Annotated in this window: 26 protein-coding genes, 1 pseudogene and 1 riboswitch; of the genes and pseudogenes, 11 read left to right on the top strand and 16 right to left on the bottom strand. The window is 54.8% G+C overall.

The window, feature by feature from the left end:
• Positions 1–10: 10 nt before the first annotated feature.
• The 6 genes from RDQ42_RS09180 to RDQ42_RS09155 all read right to left on the bottom strand — a co-directional run bounded on the left by RDQ42_RS09180 (position 11) and on the right by RDQ42_RS09155 (position 4,727).
• Positions 11–163 carry a hypothetical protein gene (locus tag RDQ42_RS09180; protein WP_153801618.1) on the bottom strand — a complete coding sequence of 51 codons (153 nt, stop codon included), beginning with the start codon at positions 161–163 and terminating at the stop codon, positions 11–13.
• A gap of 101 nt (positions 164–264) precedes the next feature.
• Positions 265–1,011, bottom strand: a complete 747-nt coding sequence (locus RDQ42_RS09175) for an ABC transporter ATP-binding protein (protein ID WP_231358423.1) — start codon at positions 1,009–1,011, stop codon at positions 265–267.
• Positions 1,012–1,014: 3 nt separating this feature from the next.
• Positions 1,015–2,019 (bottom strand): ABC transporter substrate-binding protein, encoded by a 1,005-nt coding sequence (locus RDQ42_RS09170; protein WP_071427116.1) that lies wholly within the window; start codon positions 2,017–2,019, stop codon positions 1,015–1,017.
• Positions 2,020–2,031: 12 nt separating this feature from the next.
• A complete protein-coding gene (locus RDQ42_RS09165) occupies positions 2,032–2,814 on the bottom strand; it encodes an ABC transporter permease (protein ID WP_231358422.1) in 783 nt (260 codons plus the stop codon).
• Positions 2,783–3,082, bottom strand: a complete 300-nt coding sequence (locus RDQ42_RS09160) for a thiamine-binding protein (RefSeq protein ID WP_071427115.1) — start codon at positions 3,080–3,082, stop codon at positions 2,783–2,785. Before RDQ42_RS09160 ends, RDQ42_RS09165 begins: the two co-directional genes overlap by 32 nt.
• Before the next feature lie 93 nt (positions 3,083–3,175).
• Positions 3,176–3,280: riboswitch (TPP riboswitch) on the bottom strand.
• A 52-nt stretch (positions 3,281–3,332) separates the two neighbouring features.
• The gene (locus tag RDQ42_RS09155; protein WP_231358421.1) at positions 3,333–4,727 is read right to left on the bottom strand and encodes a glycosyl hydrolase family 18 protein; all 1,395 of its coding nucleotides are present in this window, start codon (positions 4,725–4,727) and stop codon (positions 3,333–3,335) included.
• A gap of 328 nt (positions 4,728–5,055) precedes the next feature.
• Between RDQ42_RS09155 and RDQ42_RS09150 the strand changes: the two genes are divergently transcribed.
• Positions 5,056–6,231, top strand: coding sequence for a M20 family metallopeptidase (locus RDQ42_RS09150; RefSeq protein WP_231358420.1), 1,176 nt, complete (start codon positions 5,056–5,058; stop codon positions 6,229–6,231).
• Between the two features lie 244 nt (positions 6,232–6,475).
• Entirely contained in the window at positions 6,476–7,603 is a 1,128-nt protein-coding gene (locus RDQ42_RS09145; protein WP_054331124.1) for an aldo/keto reductase, read from the top strand.
• A gap of 52 nt (positions 7,604–7,655) precedes the next feature.
• Here RDQ42_RS09145 and RDQ42_RS09140 read toward each other — a convergent pair whose 3' ends face one another.
• Complete coding sequence (locus tag RDQ42_RS09140) at positions 7,656–8,918, bottom strand: hypothetical protein (protein WP_195254334.1); 1,263 nt, start codon at positions 8,916–8,918, stop codon at positions 7,656–7,658.
• A 246-nt stretch (positions 8,919–9,164) separates the two neighbouring features.
• On the opposite strand from RDQ42_RS09140, the gene yabP reads away from it, so the two are divergent.
• From yabP to RDQ42_RS09100, 8 genes are all read left to right on the top strand, one after another.
• Positions 9,165–9,446, top strand: coding sequence for a sporulation protein YabP (gene yabP / locus RDQ42_RS09135; RefSeq protein WP_054331127.1), 282 nt, complete (start codon positions 9,165–9,167; stop codon positions 9,444–9,446).
• Between the two features lie 11 nt (positions 9,447–9,457).
• Positions 9,458–9,985, top strand: a complete 528-nt coding sequence (gene yabQ / locus RDQ42_RS09130) for a spore cortex biosynthesis protein YabQ (RefSeq protein ID WP_308588574.1) — start codon at positions 9,458–9,460, stop codon at positions 9,983–9,985.
• The gene (locus RDQ42_RS09125) at positions 9,982–10,272 is read left to right on the top strand and encodes a septum formation initiator family protein (RefSeq protein WP_231358415.1); all 291 of its coding nucleotides are present in this window, start codon (positions 9,982–9,984) and stop codon (positions 10,270–10,272) included. Before yabQ ends, RDQ42_RS09125 begins: the two co-directional genes overlap by 4 nt.
• A gap of 51 nt (positions 10,273–10,323) precedes the next feature.
• Positions 10,324–10,758 (top strand): S1 RNA-binding domain-containing protein, encoded by a 435-nt coding sequence (locus RDQ42_RS09120; RefSeq protein ID WP_231358414.1) that lies wholly within the window; start codon positions 10,324–10,326, stop codon positions 10,756–10,758.
• 63 nt (positions 10,759–10,821) lie between these two features.
• The gene (locus RDQ42_RS09115) at positions 10,822–11,988 is read left to right on the top strand and encodes an amidohydrolase (RefSeq protein WP_054331131.1); all 1,167 of its coding nucleotides are present in this window, start codon (positions 10,822–10,824) and stop codon (positions 11,986–11,988) included.
• Positions 11,989–12,095: 107 nt separating this feature from the next.
• A complete protein-coding gene (gene hpf, locus RDQ42_RS09110; RefSeq protein ID WP_054331132.1) occupies positions 12,096–12,620 on the top strand; it encodes a ribosome hibernation-promoting factor, HPF/YfiA family in 525 nt (174 codons plus the stop codon).
• A 207-nt stretch (positions 12,621–12,827) separates the two neighbouring features.
• On the top strand, positions 12,828–13,340 hold the full coding sequence (locus tag RDQ42_RS09105; RefSeq protein WP_231358413.1) for a DUF1836 domain-containing protein: 513 nt from the start codon (positions 12,828–12,830) through the stop codon (positions 13,338–13,340).
• A gap of 18 nt (positions 13,341–13,358) precedes the next feature.
• Complete coding sequence (locus tag RDQ42_RS09100) at positions 13,359–14,216, top strand: DegV family protein (protein ID WP_054331134.1); 858 nt, start codon at positions 13,359–13,361, stop codon at positions 14,214–14,216.
• 168 nt (positions 14,217–14,384) lie between these two features.
• On the opposite strand, the gene RDQ42_RS09095 is transcribed toward RDQ42_RS09100, so the two are convergent.
• The gene (locus RDQ42_RS09095) at positions 14,385–15,170 is read right to left on the bottom strand and encodes an EcsC family protein (RefSeq protein ID WP_231358412.1); all 786 of its coding nucleotides are present in this window, start codon (positions 15,168–15,170) and stop codon (positions 14,385–14,387) included.
• 257 nt (positions 15,171–15,427) lie between these two features.
• Between RDQ42_RS09095 and RDQ42_RS09090 the strand changes: the two genes are divergently transcribed.
• Positions 15,428–16,552, top strand: coding sequence for a class I SAM-dependent RNA methyltransferase (locus RDQ42_RS09090; RefSeq protein ID WP_071427110.1), 1,125 nt, complete (start codon positions 15,428–15,430; stop codon positions 16,550–16,552).
• 73 nt (positions 16,553–16,625) lie between these two features.
• Here the strand turns inward: RDQ42_RS09090 and RDQ42_RS09085 are convergent, their stop codons facing one another.
• The 8 genes and pseudogenes from RDQ42_RS09085 to RDQ42_RS09050 all read right to left on the bottom strand — a co-directional run.
• Complete coding sequence (locus tag RDQ42_RS09085; protein ID WP_233424484.1) at positions 16,626–17,915, bottom strand: MATE family efflux transporter; 1,290 nt, start codon at positions 17,913–17,915, stop codon at positions 16,626–16,628.
• Positions 17,916–17,957: 42 nt separating this feature from the next.
• Positions 17,958–18,407, bottom strand: coding sequence for a MarR family winged helix-turn-helix transcriptional regulator (locus RDQ42_RS09080; RefSeq protein WP_054331137.1), 450 nt, complete (start codon positions 18,405–18,407; stop codon positions 17,958–17,960).
• Between the two features lie 112 nt (positions 18,408–18,519).
• The gene (locus RDQ42_RS09075) at positions 18,520–19,047 is read right to left on the bottom strand and encodes an adenylate kinase (protein ID WP_054331138.1); all 528 of its coding nucleotides are present in this window, start codon (positions 19,045–19,047) and stop codon (positions 18,520–18,522) included.
• 2 nt (positions 19,048–19,049) lie between these two features.
• Positions 19,050–19,664 (bottom strand): DUF3267 domain-containing protein, encoded by a 615-nt coding sequence (locus tag RDQ42_RS09070; protein WP_054331139.1) that lies wholly within the window; start codon positions 19,662–19,664, stop codon positions 19,050–19,052.
• Positions 19,661–20,503: a putative RNA methyltransferase gene (locus RDQ42_RS09065; RefSeq protein WP_308588572.1), complete on the bottom strand. Its 843-nt coding sequence runs from the start codon at positions 20,501–20,503 to the stop codon at positions 19,661–19,663. The genes RDQ42_RS09070 and RDQ42_RS09065 overlap by 4 nt, the downstream gene beginning before the upstream one ends.
• Before the next feature lie 78 nt (positions 20,504–20,581).
• Positions 20,582–20,890, bottom strand: a complete 309-nt coding sequence (locus RDQ42_RS09060) for a hypothetical protein (RefSeq protein ID WP_054331141.1) — start codon at positions 20,888–20,890, stop codon at positions 20,582–20,584.
• 267 nt (positions 20,891–21,157) lie between these two features.
• Positions 21,158–21,403 (bottom strand): IreB family regulatory phosphoprotein, encoded by a 246-nt coding sequence (locus RDQ42_RS09055; RefSeq protein ID WP_054331142.1) that lies wholly within the window; start codon positions 21,401–21,403, stop codon positions 21,158–21,160.
• Positions 21,404–21,584: 181 nt separating this feature from the next.
• Positions 21,585–22,332 (bottom strand): annotated as a pseudogene (locus RDQ42_RS09050) (phenylalanine--tRNA ligase subunit beta); the annotation flags it as partial.

Here is a 22,332-nt window from a genome sequence, read left to right as displayed (position 1 = left end):
ATCGGGGATCTTACAGGTGGACCGGGAATTTCTCGGATTTTTCCAGCGCTTCAATCTGCTCCCGGACCAGTGAAACCAGCCAATCGCGGTGTGGGGAAGGGGGCATTGCCTCCAGTTCCCGCAAGGTCTCCCGGTAGTTTTCCAGCTGCTGTTCCTTGGGCATACCAATCCCTCCTAACCCTTTCAGTATAAAGGGGCCGTCAAGGGATATTTTGTCGAACGGTGTCACAACAAAAAATATTTTCAAGATTCCTGGATTTTTTCTTAGTGTGGCAGTTCCAGCAGCCGGATAATCTCCCGTTTATATTGAAGGAATTCCCCGGTGAGTGGAAACTGAGCGCTGCGGGGCTTGGGCTCCCGAATGGCCAGCTCCGCCACAATCCGCCCCGGCTTGCCGGATAAGATGTAAATGCGGTCGGAGAGGAGGATCGCCTCGTCGATGTCATGGGTGATGAACAAGGTGGAGAGGCGGATGCGCTCCATCACCTCCAGATACCAGGTGTGGATGGCCCCTTTGGTGATGGTGTCCAGGGCGCTGAACGGCTCGTCCAGAAGGGCCACGTTCTGGGAAAAGAGATAGGTTCGAAGGAGGGCGGCCCGCTGCCGCATCCCGCCGGAGAGCTGGCTGGGGTACCGGTGTTCCGTCCCCGCCAGGCCGAATTCCCCAAAGTGGCGGGCGGCTTCGGCGTAGGCCTCCTCTTTTTTCACCCCGCGGATGAGGAGGGGCAGGGCCACATTGCCCAGCACCGTCCGGTAGGGGAGGAGAAGGTCTTTTTGCAGCATATAGCTGATCTTTCCCGCCTTGCCGGTGATCTCCTCGCCGGAGAGATAGACCTTGCCCTCTTCCGGCTCCATCAGACCGGAGATGATGTTGAACAAGGTTGTCTTGCCCGCGCCGCTCACCCCCAGCAGGCAGACCAGTTCCCCCTCTTCCAGACGGAGGGAGACATCCTCTAGGATGGGGACGCCGTCAAAGGATTTGGAGACATGCTCCACGACAAGCTTGCTCATGGGCTACTGGGGAAGGTAGTCGTTGGAGTACCCAGTTCCGGCGGGGATTTCCTCCTCCAGCAGCTGGTTGTCCCACAGCCACTGATAGAAGCCGTCCCAGCGGGCGGGGTCGATGACCCCCCAAGCTTCCGCGTCCGCCTGATACTGGGCGGAGAGGTATTCCTGGCTGGCGTAAACCAGATCTTTGTCCAGCTCTGGGCTGGCTGCCAGCAGGAAGTCGGCAGCTTCCCTGGGGTTGGCGATGGCGTATTCATACCCTTTGCGGGTGGCGGCCAGGAACGCTTTTGCCGTCTCGGGGTCCTCTTGGAGGAAGGCGTTGTTCGCCAGGATCACTGGGGTGTAGTAGTCAAAGGTGGGCTCAATGTCGGAAAATGCCCAGTAATCCATATCGATGCCCTTCACTTCCGCGGCGATGCCATCCCAGCCGTAGAACACCCAGATGGAGTCCACGTTGGTCTGCAAGCTGGTGAGGACATCCGTGGGGGTGCTGGGCACCAGGTTGACCTTGGAGAAATCCCCGCCGTCTTTTTCCACGCAGTACCGCATCATGGCCTGTTCCACTGGGTTCTGCCAGGTGGCGTAGGTGCGGCCTTCCAGCCCTTTGGGACGGTCAACCCCTTTTCCGCTCAGGGTGAGGATGCCGCTGGTGTTGTGCTGGACAATGGCCGCCACTGCGGTGACCGGCAGGGCGGCGTCGCCGATGAGGGCGGGGGCGATAGTGTCCTGGGCGTTGATGCCGAACTGGGCTTTGCCCGAGGCCACCAGGGCGGGAGCTCCATCTTCCGGGGGCTGGACAAACTCCACCTTCAGGCCGGCTTCCTCATAATAGCCCAGGGCCTGGGCGGCGTAGAGGCCGGTGTGGTTGGTGTTGGGGGTCCAATCCAGGCAGAAGGTGATCTCTTTGAGGGATTCCCCCTCGCCGGAGGAACTGGAATTGCCGTTCCCGCCGCAGGCGGTGAGGGAAAGGGCCAGCCCAGCCGCAAGGATGGCTGCAAGTATCCGTTTCATATACAATTCTCCTTATAATTCTTGTTCCTGCTGGCGCAGGTTGTCCCAAGGCGTGGCCTTCTTTTGCAGCAGGTCGATGGCCTTCATCAGCAGAAGGCTGATGGCGGAGATCAAAAAGATCACCGCGAACATTTTGTCAAAGGAATAGGATTTTTTGACCCGGGTCATGTAGACCCCCAGGCCCTCCATGCCGCCCAGCCATTCGGAGATGACCGCCCCCACCACCGAGTAGGAGGCGGCGATTTTCAGGCTGGCAAAGAACTGCCGCAGGGCAGAGGGGAACTTGACGTACCGGAAAATCTGGTTCTGGGTGCTGCCCATAGCCCGCATCAGGTTGATGGTGTCCGGATCGGCGGAGGAAAACCCCTCCAGCAATCCGATGGCCATGGGGAAAAAGCAGGTGATGACAATGAGCACCACCTTGGGGGCGATGCCATACCCCAGCCAAAGGATGAGCAGGGGGGCGATGGCAACGGTGGGAACCGTCTGGCTCACCACTAAGAGGGGATAAACCGCTCGCCGCAGCAGGGAGTAGCGGTCCATAAAGAAGGCGACCACAAAGGCCAGGAAGATGGCGCAGGAGAGACCGAGGGCGGCCTCGGCCAGGGTGGTCTGGGAGTGGCTGACCAGAAGGGGAAAATCGGCAAAAAAGGCCTTGACCACATCAGCGGGGGAGGGCAGCATGTACTTGGGGACCACTCCCAGGCTGGACAGCCCCTGCCACACGGCCAAAAGAAGGGCGATCAGCACTCCGGGAGCGGCCTTATTGATGGTGCTTGGTGACTTTTTGGTCAATGGTCAACACACCGCCTTCCGGCCGGTAGGAGATCCGCACATAGGTGCTGACCGCGGGGGCGCCCGCCTTGGCGGCGATGAGCTGGCAGTTTTTGACGATCTCCATCAATTGGTCGTAGTCCCCCTCAATGGCGGTCTCAAAGGGGCCGACAAAGGTGGTGAGGCCGGTGGATTTGATGTAGGCGATGACCTCATCCACAATGCGGATGGTCTCGGCGTCGTCCATGACTTTGGGAACAACTTGGATAGCTACGCTTGCGTTTGGCATAAAATCTCGCTCCTTTTTGCTGTACAATCAAAAGACCGCCCAGCCGGAAAGCCAAGCGGTCTTATCATACAGCATCTGTTGGGGGCAGGCCCCCACAGCATTGTGCAGCATCCCTCCGCCGGCATTATCCGGATCAGGTTCAGGGTTACAGGCCATAAGCCCGCTCTCAGCCGAAAATCAGCACCCCTTGCGGTTTTATTGTCGAAACTAGAATACTCCAAAAGGGAGAAATTGTCAACCAGGCAGAAAATCACCAGGTCAACGCCTCCCCAATGGCGGTGAGCAGGCTCTTCTCCCGGTCGGCGGTGTCCTGGGTCACCTCCCAGACCATCACCCCGCCCAGGTGTTTTTTTGCGTAATAGGTTTTGTCTTGGATGGTGGGAATCCCGTTGTAATGGACTTCCACCCCGTTAATGGTGGTGACATCCTTCCCATAGGCATCTGGGTCGGCGGCCAGGATGGCGCTGTAAGTGGCCCAGGAAGGACGGCCATAGAAGGGCATCCCCAGTACTACCTTGTTGGCGGGCACACCCCTGGTCTCCTTCCAATAGGTGGCGCTGGCCACAGCGAGGGAGTAGCTGGAATGCCGCTCCCCGTCGCCGCCATCATAGGCCATGACATTGATCCAGTCCACGCAGGAAAGCACCTTATCGGTGTGGGCGAGGGTGGCGTCCCGGTAGACGGTACCCTCGGGGGAGACGCCGCCCAGCACCGCCGCAGTCAGCAGCTTGCCCTTGGCGTGGAGCTTCTCGCTTAAATAGAGCATCAGTTTTTCATACCGTTTGGAGCTGCCATTTGAGACGTTGGGATGTTCCCAGTCCATGTCCACCCCGTCGAAGCCGTATTGGTCGCACATGGTCAGGATGGCATCCCCTAGCCGGTAGAGCTTTTCGTCGGTGGCGGTGGCCTGTTCAAACACCGATTGGAGGGTGTTGCCCTGGTAACTCCAGCCCCCCACCCCCAGAAGGACCTTGTTCCCCTTTTGGTGGGCGGCCTCGATGAGGGATTGGGCAGCATAGGCATTTTCCAAAGGGAGAAGGGTCCCCTCCTTGGTGGGGATGGCGAAAGCATAGATCAGGTGGGTCACCACGTCGTGCTGGATTTTTTCCATGCTGCTAGGCTTCCAGGAGGGATAATAAGCCACTACTTTAAACCCTTGTGTGCCAACCGAAGGGGAGCCGGCAGGGGGAAGGGAAGAAGAAGACGCGCTGGAGGAGGATGCTGGTGCCGAGGAGGAGGGAGGGGCTGCACTGGAACTGGAAGGGGGCATTGGAGTGGAGCTTGGACTTTCCACCGTTTCCCAGGGGTTGCCATCCCCTTTGCCAGGCTGTTCGCCTGTATTCCACCATTTGGCCTGGTAAAGAACGCCGCCGTAGAGGACCCGATCCCCCTTTTGGTAGGTGGCGGCGGAATCCCACACAGAGGCTTGTCCAGGGGCAGGGGAGGTTACCTGAGAGGAGGATTCTTCCTCCAGGCTTTCTTGGTTCTCGCTTTCCGATGACTCTTCTTGGGAGGTGCTGGAGGAAGGGGCTTCCCCCGGCAAAAAGCTTCGGTACAGGGAAAAACCCCCAGTGATGAGCAGGACAGCCAAGGTGATTCCCGCCGCAAGCAGCAAATAAGGTTTGTGTTTGTTTTTTACTTCCACAAAGGGGCACTCCTTTTGAAAAAATCTTGGCGGCCCACAGGGAGGGAACCTTATCGTGGGCCACACACTGCCCCCATTGTAGCAGATAGACGCGCCTCATGACAAAGGAAAGATCGGGAAGGGAATCCCCCAAAAAGCTGGAATACCGGGCTTGTTTGGAGAAAAAGACCAGAAACCATGGTGGAAATACAGGGTTTTCTGGGACAATATCCAAAAGATTTGAAGAGGTGGGGGAATCTCTTGACTTTAGCCATTAAAAGCTTTAAACTGTAAAACAGTGAGAGATCACTGAATTACAGAGTCACAACGACTGAAAGGCGGAAATCCAATGAATGACCTGCTGAAAAGTGCAAAAGCAATCGAAGAGACTATCGTCAAGGACAGACGGACGATCCATCAGAACCCAGAGCTGGGGAATGATCTGCCCCAGACGACTCGATATATCATGGACCGCCTGACCGAAATGGGATATGAACCCAAGGAAATCTGCAAGAGCGGCGTTGTAGCCACGGTGGGCAAGCCAGGCAAGACAATCCTGCTCCGAGCCGATACCGACGCCCTGCGCATGCCGGAAAAAACCGGCCTTCCCTTTGCCTCCCAGAACCCGGAAGCCGCCCATACCTGCGGCCATGACACCCATGCTGCCATGTTGCTGGGTGCGGCAAAACTCCTCAAAGATCGGGAAAACGAGTTGTGCGGCACCGTTAAATTGATGTTCCAGCCTGCAGAGGAGATTCTTGCCGGCGCCAAAGCGATGATTGATGCCGGCGTGCTGGAAAATCCCCATGTGGACGCAGCTGTGGCCATCCATATCAGCAGCGTCACCCAGCCAGCCGGATTTGTGGGCTTTACCAAAGGCGGCTCTCACGGCTCGGCGGATAAATTTGTCATCACCGTCAAAGGAAAAGGCGGCCATGGGGCCAACCCCCACACCGCCATCGACCCCATCACCGCCGGCTCCCACATCGTCATCGCCCTCCAGGAAATTCTGGCTCGGGAGATCGACGCGGCGGACACCGCCACTATGACTATCGGCGCCTTCCAGAGCGGGCTCAAGGAGAACGTCATCCCCGATGAGGCGATGATCATGGGCACCATCCGAACCAAATCCAGCAAGGTCCGCACTTTTATGAAACAGCGCCTGGTGGAGGTAGCCAAAGCGGTGGCGTCGGCGTTCCGCTGCGACTGCGAGGTGGAATACCCCTTTGGCGTCGCCCCCTTGGAGAATGACAACGACTTGATGGATGAGATCGTCGGCTACACCCGCGACCTGCTGGGCGAGGACAAAGTCCAGGAGCTTCCCGGCGGTATGGGATCGGAGGATTTCTCCCTGGTCACCGAAAAGGTCCCCGGCATCTTCCTGCGCCTGGGCGCCATGCCCTCCGACCCGGAGAAGGTGTTCCCCGCCCATAACCCCAATGTCCTGTTCGACGAAAGCGCGTTCCCCATCGGCTCGGCGGTCTACGCCAATGCAGCCATCCAGTGGCTAAAAAACAATCAATAACCCCATTCTACTTCCAATTCTGATTCAACAGGGAAGAGCCCTCCGCCACAGCGGGGGCTTTTCTCTTTCTCCGGAAGGGGCAATCCTGTGGCGGAACTGGCTGGAAAATTACACTTGTCAAACTTTTCGTTTAGGAGTAAAATAAAGGAGGCATATTGTCCTTTATCTATATGTCTAAGCCCTTTCCATCGCCGGATGGGGCCAGGAAAGCAGTTGTAGAAACAGGAAAGAAGGGTGACAGTTTATGAATTACCGCAAATTTGGAAATACCGGGGTTGAAATTTCCGCCCTGGGATTTGGCACCATGCGTCTGCCCACCACCGACGGAGTCCCTCTGAGTGCCAATATTGATGAAAAAGAAGCCATCCGGCTGATCCGTCACGCCATTGACAGCGGCGTCAACTATGTGGATACCGCTTACCCTTACCACGGCCGGACCAGTGAAACCCTGGTGGGAAAAGCCTTGGCCGATGGCTACCGGGAAAAGGTGTATTTGGCCACCAAGAGCCCTGTTGTCCTGATTGAGGCGGAAGGGGATTTCGACCGCATCCTGGACGAGCAGCTGCAAAAGCTGAACACCGACCATGTGGACTTTTACCTCCTGCACGCCTTGGACAAAAAGAAATGGGAGACGGTGAAAAAGTTCAACCTGCTGGATAAGATGAAAAAGGCCCGGGACGCCGGGAAAATCCGGTTTATGGGGTTCTCCTTCCACGACGACTTGGAGTTGTTTAAAACCATTGTGGACAGCTTTGACCAGTGGGATTTCTGCCAGATTCAGTTCAATTACATCAACACCGACTACCAGGCTGGGCTGGAAGGCCTCCACTATGCCGCCGGCAAAGGGCTGGGCGTAGTGATTATGGAGCCGCTGCTTGGCGGGGCTCTGGCCGCACCTTCTGATGCGCTGAAAAATGCCCTCTCCCCCGAAAAATCCCCAGTGGAATGGGCTCTGGATTACCTGTGGAACCAGCCTGAGGTCTCTTTGCTGCTCAGCGGTATGGGGGAGATGCAGCAGGTGGAGGATAACCTCACCTATGCGTCCCGCTCCAGTGTCGGCATGCTCAGCGAAAAAGAGGTCGCTATGCTGGCCCATGCCAAAGAGGTCTACGATTCCTCTATCCTGGTGCCCTGCACCCGGTGCAGCTATTGCATGCCCTGCCCCTTTGGCCTAAATATCCCCGCTATTTACCAAGCCTACAACGCAACCAGCCAGTCCACTATGGAGAGGGCCAAAACGCTGTATGCCACCGCTACCCCGGAAGTCTCTGCCATTGATTGCCGCAAGTGCAGACGCTGTGAGAATGTGTGTCCTCAGCACATCCCCAGCAGCGAACTAATGCCCAAAATTGCCGAGGTATTCGGCCGGTAATTGTCCACTCACATGCAAAAAAGCCTCCCTATTTTGGGAGGCTTTCTCTTTGTCAGGAGGGGTTGTCCGAATCTTTTTCTTCCCCTGTGGAGCGGGATTTTTTCTCCCAGAAGAGGAGGAGCCCCGCCGCAGCTGCGGAGAGGTAGACAGCCGCCGCCAAGTAGAAACCCGACCGGGACGGGGCGGACGCCTCTTCTTCCAGGATAATCTGTTGGGTGGCAGCTGGCGCAGCAGCGGGGGAACTCCCGGTTTTGGAAGAACTTCGGGAGGAGCTAGTGGAAGGGGAAGAGGCCTTTACAACGGCTTTCGGGGAACTGCTAGACACCTTGGCACCAGCTGTCTTGGAAGAGGAACTGGATGAGGAGGAAGCGATCTCCTTCCCCTTTTCGCTAGAAGAACCGTTGTCCTTTTTGGGCGGTTTTTCCAAATCTGGGTCTTCCTCTTCGCCGCCACTGCCGCCATGAGGAGTGCTGTTGCTCCCTGAACTGCTGGAAGGAGGGGTGGAGGAAGATGGGATGGAGCTGCTAGGTTCCTCCGCTGGCGGCCCCACCGAGATCCTTTCTCCAGTAAAAACCGCATTTGCCAGCCGAAGGGGATTTTTCACATTGTTTGCCTGTACAGCGCCGTTTTCCATGGGGAAGCTGGTGTAATCCCGCAGCACCAGCTTGACATAGTCACAATCGGCGGGAAGAGTATAAGAAAACACGTCATAATACTGCAAGATGGTACCTGGGCGAGAGAACTGGGCTTCCTTGTCCTTTTTGCGGGTGGGGGTGAGCAGCCGCAGGTTCCCTTGGCTTTTGCCCGCATAAACCTGCAGGCCATAGGGGATGAGGTCTTCTGGCCGTTCGGCGGTGGGGAGGAACGCCTTTCCACCTTGGACACCGGTCAACCGGGCAAGGCCGTCCTCCATCTGGATATAAACCCCTCCGGTGGAAGGGCTGAGCCGCATTTCTTTGCGGGCTAGGGATGGGTTGGCAGCTGCGAAATAGCCCAGTGTATAAGCATCCAATTCTTCGCTGTAGGTAGAAAAGGTGCCTTTGCGGCTGTACACAGCCACTTCTAAAGTCTGCGCCCCGCGAATTTGATAGAGGACTGACCCCACTGTACTAGCGGAGGGCAAGCTGCAAAAAGTCTGATCCTGGGCGGCAGGCCAGTTAAAGTCATCCATGGGGTCGCCGGAGCGGGTCACCAAATTTTGATACGATGCGGCATCGGTGTTTTGTGTAGAGGAAAAGGTGTCCACAAACTCCATGCCATAGCAGGTGGTACAGCAGAGGGCAAATGCGAGAAGCATGGTCAAGATTCTTTTCATGATGTACACATCCTTGTTGTCTATTTTTGTTTTATTATACGAGTTTAAGACAAAAAATACAACATAATGGATAATTTTAATCAACAATAAAAATTATTTATGTGGAAATAGACAAAATCCGAGGGGATCATTTGTGAAACCTCTGGTTATCATCTTCCGGCATAGGGCCATCTTGTCGGCGGAATGGCTCATAAGATGGGAAAAAAACGCATACAATGAACCAGCTTGTAAATGGGGGGAATCACCATGCCAGAGGATAAAAAGGCGCCGAAAGGGCCGCATACCATTATTTTGGAAGACCGCAGGAATCTTTCCATCACCGGGGTCACCGATATCGACAGTTTTGATGAGGAAACTGTGATAGTCTATACAGACACAGGAGAACTTGTGGTTCACGGTTCCGGCCTGCACATCAATAAGATCGACGTGGACACTGGGGAACTCACCTTGGAAGGGGAGGTCACCGGGATGACCTACAACGACAACCAGCCGTACCGGGGCGGCCTATTTGCCCGCATGTTCCGCTAGGGAGGGGAAAAATGGAGATCAGTGTTTCCTCCCAGACGATGGCGTTTTTGCTATCTTGTCTGTTGGGTGCCGGCTTGGCCGCAGTGTATGACGTCTTCCGAATCCTGCGCATCGCCCTGCCGCAGCCAGCCCCTGTGATTGCGGCTCAGGATTTTGCCTATCTGCTCATCTGTGCGGGAGCTACTTTTTTCTACTTGATGACCACAGTCAGCGGGCAGATCCGGCTGTTTGTGCTGGTGGGGGAGGTCATTGGCTGGGTGCTTTACTACTTCACCATCGGGGAAGTGGTGATGAAAGCCGCCCACACGGTCATCGACTTTGTTTACCGGCTTCTCCGGCTCCTGCTGGCCCCATTTATCTTTGTGGGAAAGCGGTTGTACCGGATTTTGAGCCGCGCGGGCAAAAAAGTGGAGGCAAGGGCCAAAAAAATTTCGACGAATGGGAAAATGCGCTTGAAACAACAGAGGCTTTTATTGTATAATCTTATAAAGATACCTGGGAGAAAAACAAGGATTGTTAAAGGAGGAGACAGCCAGTGAGCAAGGCACAGAAAAAACGAGCCAATCCCCTTTTCCGCTTGTTGGTGGTTGGGTTTACTTGTTATGCGGTGTTTGCCATGGTTGGCCTTCAGGTGGAAATTGCGAAGAGACAACGGGAAATCAAAGAGCTGGAGGATAAATGCACCCAGCAGGAGATTGACAACAAGGAAATTGAACGCCTGCTGGCCGAAGGCAACAACGAAGATTATATCGAACGGGTCGCGCGGGATAAGTTGGATTTTTCCTATCCCAATGAGCGAATCCTTGTGGATGTCTCCGGAGGTTAACCCCCGGCGCAAAGGTTTCGGGACAATAATATAAGGAGGACTTTTCCATCTATGCAGCAGCTTGCGGTAGGAAATATTGTGGAGGGCAAAGTAACCGGCATCACCAAGTTCGGGGCGTTTGTGGAACTCCCCGGCGGGAAGACTGGCATGGTTCACATCTCCGAGGTGGCGGCCACCTATGTCAAAGAGATCAAGGATTTCATCCAGGAGAACCAAATGGTCAAGGTGAAAATCCTCAGCATTTCGGAGGATGGCAAGGTCAGCCTCTCCATTAAAAAAGCGCAGGATCGCCCTGCACCGCCGCCCAGAAGATCCGGCCCCCGGTCGGATAGTTTTGAGTGGGCCCCCAAGCGTTCCAATGAGAATCTTTCTTTTGAAGATATGATGGCAAAATTCAAGCAGACAAGCGATGATAAAATGTCCGATCTGAAGAAGTACATGGATGTCAAACAGCGGGGTTCCGGCCGCAAAGGCCCATCCAAATAAGTTCTTTTCTGGAGTGCCCACCCGGCACTCCTTTTTTCATTTCAGCTGTGGAAGGAGATTACCATGCTACTGATCAATGCCGCCCTTGTTCCGGTGGAATCCCCCCGGATTGACAATGGATATATCCGCATCCTCGATCAAAAGATCGCCGCTTTCGGCCCTATGCCCGCCCCCAATCCAGATGAGGGGGAAGAAGTGCTGGACCTTTGCGGCCTCACTGCCTACCCCGGCTTTGTGGACGGCCACTGCCACATCGGCATGTTTGCAGACGGCCTGGGGTTTGAGGGGGACGACGGCAACGAGGAGACTGACCCGGTGACCCCCCACCTGCGGGCCATTGACGCCGTCAACCCCATGGACCGCTGTTTCCAGGAGGCGCTGGAACAGGGTATTACGACGGTGGTCACCGGCCCGGGGAGTGCCAACCCCATCGCAGGGCAGTTCTGCGCTATGAAAACCTTTGGCCGCCGGGTGGACGACATGGTGATCCGGGAGCCGGTGGCCATGAAGTTTGCTTTGGGGGAGAATCCCAAGACGGTATACAACGACAAGAACCAAACCCCCAATACCCGGATGGCCACCGCCGCCTTAATCCGGGAAGAGCTCCACAAGGCCCAGCGGTATGGAGAGGATTTGGAGGCCGCCCAGGAGGATGAGGACGCCGACGAACCGGATTTTGACGCCAAGTGCGAGGCCCTTCTTCCGCTGCTGGCAGGGGAGATCAAGGCTCACATCCACGCCCACCGGGCTGACGATATCTTCACAGCCCTGCGTTTTTCCAAGGAATTTGGCCTGGCCCCGGTCCTTGTCCACTGCACCGAGGGGCACCTGGCCGCGGACATCCTGGGGGAAGAGAAGGCCAGCGCCATCTGCGGGCCGCTGATCGGTTCCCGCTGCAAACCGGAATTGGTCCACGCCAGTTTGGCCAACCCGGCCATCCTCTCTCAAAACGGGGTGGAGGTGTCCATCTGCACCGACCACCCGGAGCTGCCCATCCAGTTTTTGGGGATCAGCGCCGGCCTCGCTGTCCGGGAGGGGATGGATTATGATAAGGCCCTCGCCGCAGTGACCATCGTGCCCGCCCGCCAAGCCGGGGTGGACAGCCGGGTGGGGTCTATCCAGGTGGGGAAGGATGCCGACCTGGCCTTTTTCGACTGCGACCCCTTGAGCCTCACGGCCAAGCCGAAGCTGGTTTTGGTGGATGGGAAGATTGTATTCTCCAAAATGTGATTTTTACCTTGTAATTTTATATAATTCGTGTTATACTGTGTGTAGAACTTATGGAGGGATTGCACAATTTCCCTTCGATAAGATTTTCCAGTAAAGGGGTTGAATCTATGAACATTACCATCAGCGGAAGAAAGACAATCATTCGAGACTCCTTCAAAGAACGGGTGGAAAAGAAGCTGTCCAAATTGGATCGCTTCTTTGATGAGGATGCCAGCGCCCAGGTTACCGTCACAAACGAACATGAGCGGGAAACCGTTGAGGTGACCGTTCAATCCAAAGGGATGTTCTTCCGGGCCGAGAAAACAACCGGTGACCGGCTGGATTCCCTGGATTTGGTGGTAGATGCCCTGGTCAAACAAATTGTCAAGAATAAAAATAAACTGGGGCAGAAGCTGCGGGTTTCCGCCTTTGACCCCATCTATCACGATGAACCCACCGAGCCGGAGGAATACCATCTGGTCAAAACCAAACGGTTCCCTGTCAAACCTATGGCAGTGGAAGAAGCGATTCTTCAAATGAACCTTTTGGAGCACGAATTCTATATGTTCCGCAACAGCGAGGATGGGGAAATCAACGTTGTCTACAAACGCAAAGACGGCAACTATGGCCTTATCGAACCGCTTGGGGATTAAAATTCCCGATGGGCATACGGCAGCATTTATGTGGCCGGGGACAGTGACAGTCCCCGGCCTTTTTTGCGTCAAATCGTGGCTGTTTTCGACAACAAATCGCATTTTAAAAAGATAATCTAGTTCTAGGAACCATATTGAAGAATCTAAGATATTCTGATATAATAGAGGAAAAAGTTGGATGTATGGGGAGGTGAATCTGTGGAGGGCATGGATCAAGATTTGCAGGAATGGCAGGAATCGCTGCGGGAGGTACATCTTCCCCGCTGGGAGGAACTGCCAAACCTGGGGTTATATATGGACCAGGTAATCACCATCCTGGAACACTACCTGGAGCCGGTCTTCCCGGAGGGGGAAAAAATCCTCACCCCGGCGATGATCAACAACTATGTAAAGCTCAAATTGATCCCCAAACCGGATAAGAAAAAATACGGGCGGGAACACCTGGCCTATTTGGTGGCCATCACCATTTTGAAGCAGGTGCTCACCATCCCGGAAGTGCGGGACGGCATCGTCTGGCTGGCGGAGAAGGTGGGGCCCAAACAGGCCTATAACCTCTTTTGTCAAGAGCAGGAGAGGGAACTGTCGGCGTTGTTCCAACCACCGGAGGGCGAGCGTCCCGCAGGCACTGAAGTCCTGGCGCTGCGGATGGCGGCGCGGGCCTTTGCCAGCAAACGGATGGCGGAAAAAATGCTGGAATTGGAGTATACCTTAAGACAATGATCCCAGGAGGTGACAGAGATGAACCAGCAAAAAATTGCTATAGTGGTGGATTCCGGCTGTGATGTGCCAGAGGAGTGGAGAAAACGGTACGGGATGTACCTGCTTCCCCTGCGGATCCTCTATGAACAAGGGGAATACCTGGATGGGGTGGAAATCTCCTCTGAGGAGGTGTATCAAAGGCTCCCCCAGGAGATCCCCAAGACATCCCTGCCCAGCGGCGGACAGGTGACTGACTGCCTGGATCAAATCAAGGCGGATGGGTATGAAAAGGTGCTGGCGGTAACCCTTTCCAGCGGACTCAGCGGGACTTATAACCTGGTCCAGCTGATCGCCCAGGAGTATGAAGGTCTGGATATCCATGTGGTGGACACCAAGAACATCGCCATAGGCAGTGGGTTCACTGCAATTTTAGCAGGCCAGTGCCTGGAGCAGGGGATGGAGTGGGAGGCCCTGAAAGCCACCATTGACGGTTCCCTGGAAAAATCCAAGGTGTTTTTCTGCCTCGCCACGTTAGAATACCTGCAAAAGGGCGGGAGGATCGGGCTGGTGGCCTCCCTGGTGGGCAATGCCCTGGGGTTAAAGCCCATCATCTCCTGTAATGAGGACGGAGTTTATTATGTAGTTTCCAAAGCAATGGGCCGCAAACAATCGATTCACAGGGTGATGGAGATGGCGTGGAGGTTTGCCGCAGAAGGCAAGCGGTACAATGTGGCAATTGTCAACGCTTCTGCCAAGGAGGAAGCCGCCGCCATCAAGGAGGAGCTTTTGCCCCATCTGCCTGGCCGCGTCCAGCTGATTGAAAGCGATTTGGGCCCGGCCTTGGGCGTTCATGTGGGTCCCGGCCTGTTGGGGGTTGGAATCCAGCTGTTGGATTAGGTTCACTCAACGAAGCGCTTGATAAAAGCCCCTGGATTTCCAGGGGCTTTTTGTCGGTTTCGGGGCGCAGGCAGTTTCACCCCGGGAGGGTTTTTGTGATCTGTGGGATCGCTGAATGAGGTTTGGCAAGGCAGGGGAACATCTGCGGGCCAATGGACGGATAGGCTTTTATTTTCTCCCCTGTAGATACCTGCGCCGGTATTTGATACCTGCATATGCGGCGATCTGTTTCATATAAACGGCGTCGTAGACGCCGCCGACAGCCCCAACAAGGGGAACCCCTTGAAGGAACTTAAGATACAGCAGCTCTTTGGACAGAGCCTTGGCGGCCGCCTCTATCTGTTTTTTCTCCTCATATCCATCGGGAAGTTTCCCGTCGTGGATAAACTGGTTCAGCTTCTGGTCGGTTTCAAGAAGGGTCTCCCCGTTGGATACTGCGCCCTGGATCAGCAGCAAGATGAAATACCGTTCTTCTTTGGCTTCGTACCCATACCCGAAGTGGAGGGCAATTTCATAGAGGTTTTTCAGAAGCATGCCGGTGAAGATGGGAATATCTGGAAGTCCGATTCCCAGGGCGCCCATTCCTATTCCCGATGCTCCGGAAAGAAGGGTGTTTTTGGCACTGGTATTCCGAACAGTTTTTGAAAAAGACCGCAGGGATTTGGAATCCTGCTTGATTTTTAGGGCGTACTGGCGCACCTGGTATTCCTGTTCCAGCTTTTGCCGGGAATAGGTCTTTTCCACTAGGCCCGTGCCCTTTTCAAAAATGAGGGCAAAGGCTTTGGAAAAGGCGGTATCCAAAGTGGACTGCAATTTTGGGGGAACTTTCTCCTTCAGTTTTTCCTGGAAAAGCGGGGACTTTTTCTCCAACCGCTTCTGAAGGAACCTCCGCTCCTCTATCAGCAGCCTGCGCCACTCCTTTTCCACAGGGGATTCCCTCGTAAAAAAACCCATTTTCCTGCACCTCCTCACCGCTGGCTTGTTGCTTCGAACGGGACGCAATTGGATTTTATTCAGAGTTCAGGCAGCACAGAAGGGGGGCGTGTGCCTTTTATTAAGGCGATTATAACACACGGGAATCGGTTGGCGCAACGTTTGGGGTGCCGCAGGGCCGGCCTGCTGCATTTTGCCGTTGGGTTTTGGGGGAGATTATGCTATAATAGTTGCAGAAGCCTTGCGCTGCATCAAGTGAGAAAGATGAGGAAAAATCCATGTCTCTTTTGACGATAAGTTGTCCCTGCCTCTTTGGGCTGGAGAGTGTCCTCTCCGGCGAAGTTAAGCGGATGGGCGGAGAAAATGTCCAGGTCACCGACGGCAAAGTCACCTTCCAAGGGGATGAAGCCATGGTGGCCAAAGCCAATATTTGCCTGCGCACCGCCGAACGGGTTCTGATCCAGCTGGGCTCCTTTCAGGCAAGAAGCTTCACCGAGCTGTTCGACCAGACAGTACAGCTCCCCTTTGAAGCGTTTATCGGCCGGGCAGATGCTTTCCCGGTGAAGGGCTGGTCCTTGGGTTCCCAGCTCCACAGCATCCCGGACTGCCAATCCATCATCAAAAAGGCTGCTGTGCGCCGGATGGAACAGGTGTACCACCAGAGCTGGTTTGAAGAGACCGGCCCGGTTCACCAAATTCAGTTTTCCATCCACAAGGACAATGTCTGCATCTTTTTGGATACCTCTGGAGTGGGCCTCCACAAACGGGGATACCGGAAGACCTCCAACGCGGCTCCTATCAAGGAGACTCTGGCTGCCGGCATCATCGATCTGGCCAGGGTGCGGCAGGACGATGTGGTGTATGACCCCTTCTGCGGCTCCGGCACCTTTTTGATTGAGTCGGCTTTTCATGCCCTGAACATTGCGCCAGGGATGCGCCGCCGGTTTTCCGCCGAACAGTGGGATTGTTTCTCAAAGGAGATATGGACCGCCCAGCGCAAGGAGGCAAACGCCCGCATCCGCCGGGATGGGAAGTTCCGCGCTTTTGGTTATGACATCGACCCAGAGGCAGTGGCCCTGAGCCAGGAGAACGCCTATCAAGCTGGGGTGGCAGGCCGGGTGAAAACCTCCTGCCAAGGGATCGACCGGTTCCAGATTGAGGACGAGCGGGCGATCATCTTTGCCAACCCGCCCTATGGGGAAAGAATGCTGGAGATCCAGCAGGCTGAGGAGATTTACCGCACTATGGGCCGGGTGTTCCAGCAGCGCAAATATTTGAGCTTTTACATCATCAGCCCCCATGAGAATTTTGAGGAGATCTTTGGCCGCCCGGCAGACAAGCGCCGCAAGTTGTACAATGGCATGATCAAATGCCAGCTGTACATGTATTTTCGCTCTAAGTAAACAGCCACATCGTTATTTATATCCGGACAAGCGATAAAACAGCCGGCCTCCATTAAGGGGCCGGCTGTTTGGGTTAGTAGTTGTAATTTGGTTTCAGCTTTGCCAGATAAAAGGCGGACACGCCGGCGGCCAGCAATTCTGCAAACGGGATGGAGAGCCAAACCCCGTTGATCCCCAACAGGAGGGGGAGCAGTAAAATTGCCGCCACAATGAAGACCAGCGTCCGCAGGAAGGAAAGAATGGCAGAAACCCTGCCGTTGGAGAGGGCGGTGAAGAACCCGGATACAAAGATGTTGAACCCCATGAAGAGGAACCCGATGGCAAACAAGGTCATGCCTTCCTCGGCCAGGGCGTATACCGCAGTTCCGGGTTTGGCAAATGCCCGGATAACAGTGCCTTTGAGCAGCAGGGAGCCCCCAAAGGCTAGGGCCGAACAAATGCCTACAAAGATAAGGCTGAGGCGGTACAGCTTTTGCAGCCGGGTGTGATTTTCCGCCCCGTAGTTGAAGCTAACCAGTGGTGCAACCCCAGAGGTAAACCCGAAGAAGACGGCGGTGAACAGGAATTGGGCATAAAAGATGATGGTAATGGCGGCAACGCCGTCCTCCCCAAGGAGATTCATCATCACCAAGTTGAACAGCAGGGTGGTGATGGCGGTGGCCAGGTTGCTGACCATCTCCGATGAGCCGTTTATACAGGATTCCCCCAAAATTTGCAGGTTTAACACCGGTTTGACCAGGCAAAGGTGCCCTTTCCGGTTGAAGGAGAAATAGAGGAGCCCCATCACCGACGGCAGGACAAAGCCGATGCCAGTGGCGATGGCCGCCCCTTTGATGCCCAGGTTTGCTGGCACAATGAGGATATAGTCAAAGACGATGTTGGCCACGCCGCCCAGCAATGTGGCGGCCAGGCCCAAACCCGGTCTTCCTGCGGTGGTGAAGAAAAACTGGAACATCACCTGCAATATGGCAAAGGGGACAAAGAGGCTTAGATAGAACATATAGTCGTAGCAGTACTGGAAAATGGCGTCGTTGGAGCCCAGCAGCCGGACGATTGGGCCGGCAAAGACAGTTCCAACCACAGCCATCAGCAAACCGATGGCCGCACCACAGAAGAGCAACAGGGAAAAGCTGTGCTTTGCACCCTGGTCATCCCCTTGGCCCATCTGCCGGGCGCAGACGGCGCTGCCGCCTGTGGCCAGCATAATGCCGATGGCCAAGGTCAGGGATTGTGTGGGGTAGACGATGTTGACTGCGGATAAGGCGCCGGTCCCCACAAAATTGGAGACGAAGCCACCGTCCACAATGGTATAAAATGCGTTGAACACCATCATGACAATGCTGGGCAGGGTAAAGCGCAGCAAAAAACCTGGTGTTATATTGTGTGCCAAATGATTCATAAGTCGTTACGAGTGCCTTCCTTTCTCATGGGGTGCTTCTTCCTGAAAACGGCGGTGGATGGTATCCAGCATATCGCACAGAAGTTTTTTCTGCTCATCGGTATAGCTCTCTTCCACTTCGCCAAGAGCCCTATAGAATACCTGGTCGTATGCTTTGTATTGTTCTAACAACTGCTGGTTGACCGATAAGTAGAACACCCGTTTGTCAGTGGGGCTCTGTACCTTTTCCACCAAACCTAGCTTTTCCAGTTCTTTTACTTTTAAGGTAACAGCGGACTTGGCCACATGCAGGGTATCCGCAATGTAGGTGACAGTGCAATTCTCCTGGTAGGCAATAATATCCAAGTAAAGAATGCTGTTGTAAGTAAGGTGTCCCAACTGGCTGGAGTTGGCAAGCCGCAGTTCATTGAGCACCAAGTCCAGGTAGAACCGGTCCATTTTTTGCCGCAGATCCATAGAATCCTCCAAATGGTTTTAAAATTATAATTATAATTGCTTAACTATATTAGCAGAGAAAAAGAGACCTGTCAAGGTCTCTTTTCATTCTATGAAACCGCTGTGTCCATTGCTACAGCGGCGGGGAAAATACCAGCTGGCTGGGATATTCTTCGTCAATGAGCTGGTAAGGACAGCCGTAGGCAATACAGCGCTCCAGGTTGGAGCGGTTTTCGGACAACAGCTGCTGTGAGGTGCAGGAGCAGGGATTGATCCGCTGTTCCACTGCATTTTCGTGGGCGAGGATTTCATCAAAGTGCCGGTTGAGGTATCCTTCGCTGAAAATAAGACAGAGGTAGCGAATCTCCTTCCGATATTCCGGCGGGAAAGACGCGGCAAAGTCAAAAGGGATGTAACAGCCTTCCACAATGAGGTTCTGCCCATTTTCGATGCAGGTTTTGACCATCTCCCGCACAATAGGCCAGAGGAAGGCGGTCAGCTCCTCATCTGGGCTTTCCGGGGTCAGAGGACAGAGGCCGGCGCGGATCAGCCCCATTTTTAGATGGTCAATGGACAGATAGGGGAAGCGGTATTGCTCCATCAGCCGCTGTGCCCAGAAGGTTTTGCCGGTGTGGGTGCTGCCAGCCAACAAGAGAACCATTTCTATCCCTCCCTCTTTTCATTGGGCCAGTACCAATAGGAGTGGAACCCGGATAGTCGGGTCAAAGCGTCTTTGGGCATCTGGGTCGCAGCATTGTAAACGTTGAGGTAGTCGCCCACCCCCATCATAGCGGAGTAAAAGCCCAGGGCTCCTATGGCATTGCCCCAAAAGGTGTCGGGCAGAAAGATCCACAGCACCATAGGCAGGGCCCCGAATACCAGGTTGGGAAGCAGGCTCATAAAGAGGAAGCGGCCGCGGCTCATGGGGGCGGTGCTGGTGACAAAGGCCATCAAATTGCGGGGAGAGATGAAAAGCTCCACCTGTGCATCCCTGGGGAAACAGACGGCATGGAGGAGTTCATGGGGGAGGATCGCCAGCAGGGCGAGAAGGATCCCAATGGGGTGAATCAGCTCCATCAGGGTAATGCCGGGCAGGAGTATCCGCCGCAGGAGATACACCCCTGCGCCAAACCCCAGGGGGAAGATGGCAAACTTTGCGGCCTGGCGGGAGAGTTCCGCCGGGTCGTCCGGCTCCTCAAAGGGGACGGCTCCTTCCGGCAGTTCCACTTGGGGGAGCTGGCTCTCATCTTGGAATACGCCTTTATAAATCAGTTTCATTTGGCCTCCGTCCGGTCGTGGACTTTTTGGTAGGTGATGATGGCAAACTCCATGGCGGTGTCTAGTTTGTCCAGGCGCTTCAGCCGCTCTACCGCCTCCCGGGAGGTTTTCCAGTAATAAGGGGTCATCATAAAGAGATTAAAGATGTCATCTTGAGAATTCAGCTGGGCATCCCGCCGGATGCGGCGGATCTCCACCGGCTCAAACCCTTCTAGGTCATAGGGCTTGACGACATTTTCATAAGGGGATTCATACAGCGTCTTTTTGAGGCCGAAGAGATGCTGCTCGGCGGGGACAGCGGTGATGATGTGGCCGCCGGTTCGCACTACCCGATTAAACTCGGTGTTGCTGTAAGGGGCGAAGATGTCCACCAGCAGGTCCACCGAATGGGAGGGCAGCGGGATTTTGGAGAGGCTGGCTACAGCATAGGTCACCTGGCGGCACCGCTTGGCCGCCAATTGAAGGGCGTATTTTGCAATGTCAAAGCCGTAGACCTGGGCCTCTACCCGGTGGTCCCGCAAAAAAGTGCAGAGGCTGCCGGTATAGTACCCTTCGCCGCACCCTACATCCGCGACAACAGGGGCAGGGGAACCCTTTAGAAACCCCAGGGCAATACGGTTGACTTCCTCGCTCAGGAAGGAGTAGTAGCCCTTGGAGAGAAAATCCTGCCGGGCGCGGATCATCTCCTTGCTGTCTCCGTGAACGCCGGACGCCTTGCCGCCGGAGAGGAGCAGGTTGACATACCCAGTGGAGGAAATATCAAAACAATGGCCTTTGATGCAGCGGTAAGAGCCGTCTTTTTGTTCCAGCTGATTGCCGCAGACAGGGCAGAGCAACATGGGGGAAACACCGCCTTTCTAACGCAAAAAACGGCCAGGCAATGTTGCATGCCGGACCGCTTTTCCAAGTGATTGTGCTTATTTGGTTTCCTGCAGCGCCCGCTCCAGCCAGATGGAGGCGATGTTCAAGGCGTTGTACAGGCCGTTTTTCTCAGTTTTTTTCAGAATGCGGTTTTTAAGGCTCAGCTCGGTATTGGTAGAAAGAATCTGAACAGTGATCTTGTCAGAAAGCTCCAATTCCCCCTGCTGCCGGGTGCTCTGCACCTGGAGGAGCGCCACATATTTATCGGCGGGATGGCCGTAATAGATGGTGTTTCCGTTGCGAACCAGGGGCTTGCCTTTATAGTATAAAAAATCCTTTTCTGCGGGTGTGGTGTTTTCTGCCATAGTGTACCTCCTGTGGATGTAATAAGACTTCTATCGCAAATTCGATAAAGCAAACATAAAGCGGATCGAAATTAGTATGCCACAAAGTCTGTACAAGCTGTAAGAATTGCGGTGCAGCATATGCCGCAAAGGGCCTCGCCCTGCAAGCAATTCTTCGAATGACACAACTTTGCTGTGGTTATTATACCACAACTTACCAGGGAAGTAAACCGGCTTCCCCTGGCGGATAAAAAATAAAGGCGGCCGCAGCTGCGGCCGCCCACGGTGTTAATCATTCAAATAGGATTTTACCAACAACTGAAGCAGTTCATCCCGGTCAACCCGGCGGATCAGGCTGCGGGCGTTGTTGTAGGTTGTGATGTAGGTAGGATCTTCGGAAAGGATGTACCCTACAATCTGGTTGATAGGGTTGTACCCTTTTTGACGCAACGCATCATAAACAGTAGTCAGAATTTGTTTGACCTCTTTTTCCCGGTCCTCATGGATGGAAAAGGATATGGTTGGTTCCTGCATATACATCACCTCTTATTTACAAGGATACACCAAAATGGGGAAATTATCAACCCCCGGCCGCAATAAGATGCTGTTAAAATCACGGAATTGGATGGCTCTCACGCAAAAAAACAGGCGAACCCACCGAAAGATAGGGCCGCCTGTTTTAAAAAATACAGATTGTGTAAAAACTGCTGGGAAATTAGCTGCGCAGGGTCACGTTCAGGGCGGAAAGGGCTTTTAGCGCTCGTTTGACTGCGGCATCGGCTTCTTCAACGGTCAAAGTGTGGTCGGCGCTGCGCAGCACCAGATTGAAGGCCACGCTCTTCTTGTGGTCGGGGATCTGCGCCCCGCGGTAGACGTCAAACAGCTCCACCTTTTCCAGGAGGGAGCCGACAGCAGAGGAGATGGCCTTTTCCATGGTGAGGACAGGCAACTCCTCATTGCAGAGGAGGGCGATGTCCCGCTGGGAAGCAGGGTATTTGGGCAGAGCCTTGTACTCCTTGTCAGCAGGGGTGTGGGCAAAGAGAGCATCCATGGAGAGCTTAGCCAGGTATACCCGGGTGCCGATTTCGTAGTTTTCCGCAACCAAGGGATGGACTTCTCCCACCACACCCAGTTCTTCGCCGCCTGCGGTGATGACCGCGCAGCGGCCAGGGTGGAAGGTGGGGTTGGTGGAATCCGCTTCTACATCGACATCTTGAATATTCAGGTAGTCCAGCAGAGCTTCCACAGCGCCCTTGATGGCATAGAAGTCCGCCTTGTCCCCGTAAAGGCCCAAGGTCAGGTGGTCGGTCTCAATGGGAAGCTCGTTCTCCCCCTGGGGGATGTACTCAGCGCCGATCTCATAGAGGGCGGCGGCCATGTTGCGGTTGGCGTAGTTTTTGGACAGGATTTCCAGCATGGAGGGCAGGGTGGTGGTGCGCATGACGCTCGTATCCTCCCCCAAG

This window comes from uncultured Merdimmobilis sp. (genome assembly GCF_902471145.1).
Taxonomy (GTDB): Bacteria; Bacillota; Clostridia; order Oscillospirales; family Ruminococcaceae; genus Merdimmobilis; species Merdimmobilis hominis.
The sequence above is the reverse complement of the archived record's forward strand: the minus strand, read 5'-3'. Positions and strand labels throughout refer to the sequence as shown.

Bases quoted from the DNA above. Each gene is read 5' to 3' on its own strand.
- RDQ42_RS09100 (WP_054331134.1), top strand. From the start codon at position 13,359: ATGAACCAGCAAAAAATTGCTATAGTGGTGGATTCCGGCTGTGATGTG.
- RDQ42_RS09140 (WP_195254334.1), bottom strand. From the start codon at position 8,918: ATGAAAAGAATCTTGACCATGCTTCTCGCATTTGCCCTCTGCTGTACC.
- RDQ42_RS09080 (WP_054331137.1), bottom strand. From the start codon at position 18,407: ATGGATCTGCGGCAAAAAATGGACCGGTTCTACCTGGACTTGGTGCTC.
- RDQ42_RS09090 (WP_071427110.1), top strand. From the start codon at position 15,428: ATGTCTCTTTTGACGATAAGTTGTCCCTGCCTCTTTGGGCTGGAGAGT.
- RDQ42_RS09070 (WP_054331139.1), bottom strand. From the start codon at position 19,664: ATGAAACTGATTTATAAAGGCGTATTCCAAGATGAGAGCCAGCTCCCC.
- RDQ42_RS09145 (WP_054331124.1), top strand. From the start codon at position 6,476: ATGAATTACCGCAAATTTGGAAATACCGGGGTTGAAATTTCCGCCCTG.
- RDQ42_RS09170 (WP_071427116.1), bottom strand. From the start codon at position 2,019: ATGAAACGGATACTTGCAGCCATCCTTGCGGCTGGGCTGGCCCTTTCC.
- RDQ42_RS09160 (WP_071427115.1), bottom strand. From the start codon at position 3,082: ATGCCAAACGCAAGCGTAGCTATCCAAGTTGTTCCCAAAGTCATGGAC.
- RDQ42_RS09065 (WP_308588572.1), bottom strand. From the start codon at position 20,503: ATGTTGCTCTGCCCTGTCTGCGGCAATCAGCTGGAACAAAAAGACGGC.
- RDQ42_RS09055 (WP_054331142.1), bottom strand. From the start codon at position 21,403: ATGCAGGAACCAACCATATCCTTTTCCATCCATGAGGACCGGGAAAAA.
- RDQ42_RS09150 (WP_231358420.1), top strand. From the start codon at position 5,056: ATGAATGACCTGCTGAAAAGTGCAAAAGCAATCGAAGAGACTATCGTC.
- hpf (WP_054331132.1), top strand. From the start codon at position 12,096: ATGAACATTACCATCAGCGGAAGAAAGACAATCATTCGAGACTCCTTC.
- yabP (WP_054331127.1), top strand. From the start codon at position 9,165: ATGCCAGAGGATAAAAAGGCGCCGAAAGGGCCGCATACCATTATTTTG.
- RDQ42_RS09095 (WP_231358412.1), bottom strand. From the start codon at position 15,170: ATGGGTTTTTTTACGAGGGAATCCCCTGTGGAAAAGGAGTGGCGCAGG.
- RDQ42_RS09075 (WP_054331138.1), bottom strand. From the start codon at position 19,047: ATGGTTCTCTTGTTGGCTGGCAGCACCCACACCGGCAAAACCTTCTGG.
- RDQ42_RS09060 (WP_054331141.1), bottom strand. From the start codon at position 20,890: ATGGCAGAAAACACCACACCCGCAGAAAAGGATTTTTTATACTATAAA.
- RDQ42_RS09115 (WP_054331131.1), top strand. From the start codon at position 10,822: ATGCTACTGATCAATGCCGCCCTTGTTCCGGTGGAATCCCCCCGGATT.
- RDQ42_RS09175 (WP_231358423.1), bottom strand. From the start codon at position 1,011: ATGAGCAAGCTTGTCGTGGAGCATGTCTCCAAATCCTTTGACGGCGTC.
- RDQ42_RS09105 (WP_231358413.1), top strand. From the start codon at position 12,828: ATGGATCAAGATTTGCAGGAATGGCAGGAATCGCTGCGGGAGGTACAT.
- RDQ42_RS09180 (WP_153801618.1), bottom strand. From the start codon at position 163: ATGCCCAAGGAACAGCAGCTGGAAAACTACCGGGAGACCTTGCGGGAA.
- RDQ42_RS09120 (WP_231358414.1), top strand. From the start codon at position 10,324: ATGCAGCAGCTTGCGGTAGGAAATATTGTGGAGGGCAAAGTAACCGGC.
- yabQ (WP_308588574.1), top strand. From the start codon at position 9,458: ATGGAGATCAGTGTTTCCTCCCAGACGATGGCGTTTTTGCTATCTTGT.